The 1,958-nt window shown below is 60.9% G+C and carries 1 protein-coding gene; it reads left to right on the plus strand.

Features of this window, described 5'->3' with window-relative positions; genetic code table 11:
- The first annotated feature begins 106 nt into the window (after nucleotides 1–106).
- Complete coding sequence (locus tag AC0L3X_RS46975; RefSeq protein WP_354100696.1) at nucleotides 107–1,180, plus strand: lysozyme family protein; 1,074 nt, start codon at nucleotides 107–109, stop codon at nucleotides 1,178–1,180.
- Nucleotides 1,181–1,958 lie beyond the last annotated feature (778 nt).

Here is a 1,958-nt window from a genome sequence, read left to right on the forward strand (position 1 = left end):
CTTTTCTACACGGCTCCGGCGGAGCCTATGGAGGCGACAGCATCATGAACCCGCGGCGATTTACGATAGTGGCGCCGGCCTTTTGCGGAACGGTCGTTCTCGCGGGGTGGATCGTTGGCTGGCTGGCTTCGATTCGACCGTCACCGAGAACGCCCGCGCGGTGCCAATCCAGGACCGCGCAGCATCTCTCGACGCCAACGCCAAGCCCGCGGATGAACCACAGGCAATCGCAATGGGCAACACCGGCCCCGCGAACCCCGCTGTCGCTAGCGCCGACGTGGCGACGGCCGCTGAGCCCGTGGCGGGGACGGCCACCGACACGACGGTGGCCTCGGATAAGTCGGAATCGATTGTCGTGGCCGCGTTGCCCGATCCGTCGCAGACGCTGTCGGCCGATTTACCGCCTATGCACAAATCCGCTGATCCCGGCCACCGTGATCCGGCGCAGCTGGTGCCAACAACGTGCGGTGCATCCGGCGGTGTGTCCAAGTCGGGGTCGCAGGATTTCAGGTACCTCATTTGTTATGTCTGGTCCGAACTGCCGCCTGCCGAGAAGGCGGCTGCGATCGTCCTGCGTTCGTTCAAGGACATCCCGGTCGGAACGCCGATGGAAGAGATCAAGCGCGCGTCCGACGCGTTCGGTCTGGAGTTCACTTTCATGAAGGCGGTGGCCAAGGTCGAGTCCGGTTTCGACCCCAAGCAACGCACCGGGTCATATATCGGGCTGTTCCAGCTGAGCAAATACGAGTTCGGCAAATTCGGCTCCGGAGACATTCTCAATCCCCGCGATAATGCTGTTGCGGCAGCCTACAAGATCATTACTGAAGGCATTCTGTTCGAGTGGGTGACGCACAGGAAGCCGGACCTGAACGATCTCTACCTGATCCATCAGCAGGGCTGGGAAGGCGCCGCGGAACACCTCAGTCAACCCAATCGCATTGCCTGGAAATCGATGTGCGCCACCAGCGAAGGCAGAGAGAAGGGCGAAAAATGGTGCAGGCGCGCGATTTGGGGCAATACGCTTCCGGCCGTCAAAGGGGCGTGGAAATCGGTGGAGAAGCTGACGTCGGAGGCGTTCGTCGGAATGTGGCGCGAGCGGGTTGCTCATTTCCAATCGAAATACATGGGGACCGCGACCGCCGAGGCCGAGCGGGTGCAGGCACCACTGAATTTCCGTTGAGTGGCTGGCAGGAGTTGCCGCACCCGTGGGCCGAGGGGGGTTCACCGCCGCTGGTCGCGTTCAGGAAAAGCGCGCTGCAGCCGACCATGTACGGGAGGCATTTGAGCAGCATCAGCATCCAGGCTTGTATGCCTGCGCCAACTGTCTGACCTGTGCCCGCCCGTGGTGCGACCATGGCCACGATCAGGTGCGTCCAACTCGGGTGCTCCAGTCCGGCGGAAATGTACCTGAAACCGGAAAAGTCGTGGGTCTGCGAATCTCACTCCGTCGGTGATCATTCCCTGAGATGAGAGACACTAGGCAACCCACGCGCTAGCCGGCACCGACGAAGTTGCCGACCGCGCCGCGGCCGTCGACGTTCTCGCCAATTGTGGAAGCTTGGGGAACTTGAAGAACTGACAAGGCGCGCTTTGCACAGACAGACGTCAGTGTTTGCCTAGTTGCCAATGCCGCACGACCGCATGCGTGAAGTCTGGCGCGATGTTGCGATGAGGCCGGCTGACGATTCCTACAGCGGGTTTGCCGATAGCCTAAATCTACTGATTACTTCCCAGCGTGCGCCCTAGTCGTTCGAGTTCCAGCGTTACGCAGAATAGGGCGAACAACGACGCGAGGAGTTGCAGCCCACGACGGAGCATGAGCCAAAGATCGGCGCCTTGATTGATCTCCGGCAAATGTCTGAAGAATACGACACCGAACAGGCGAGCCGCCGAAAATAAAGGCGAGACGCCCCAGAAACAGAAACAGGTGACTCAGGATCGGATTCGAGCGCGGAGGT

Source organism: Bradyrhizobium sp. MI1.7 (genome assembly GCF_055811795.1).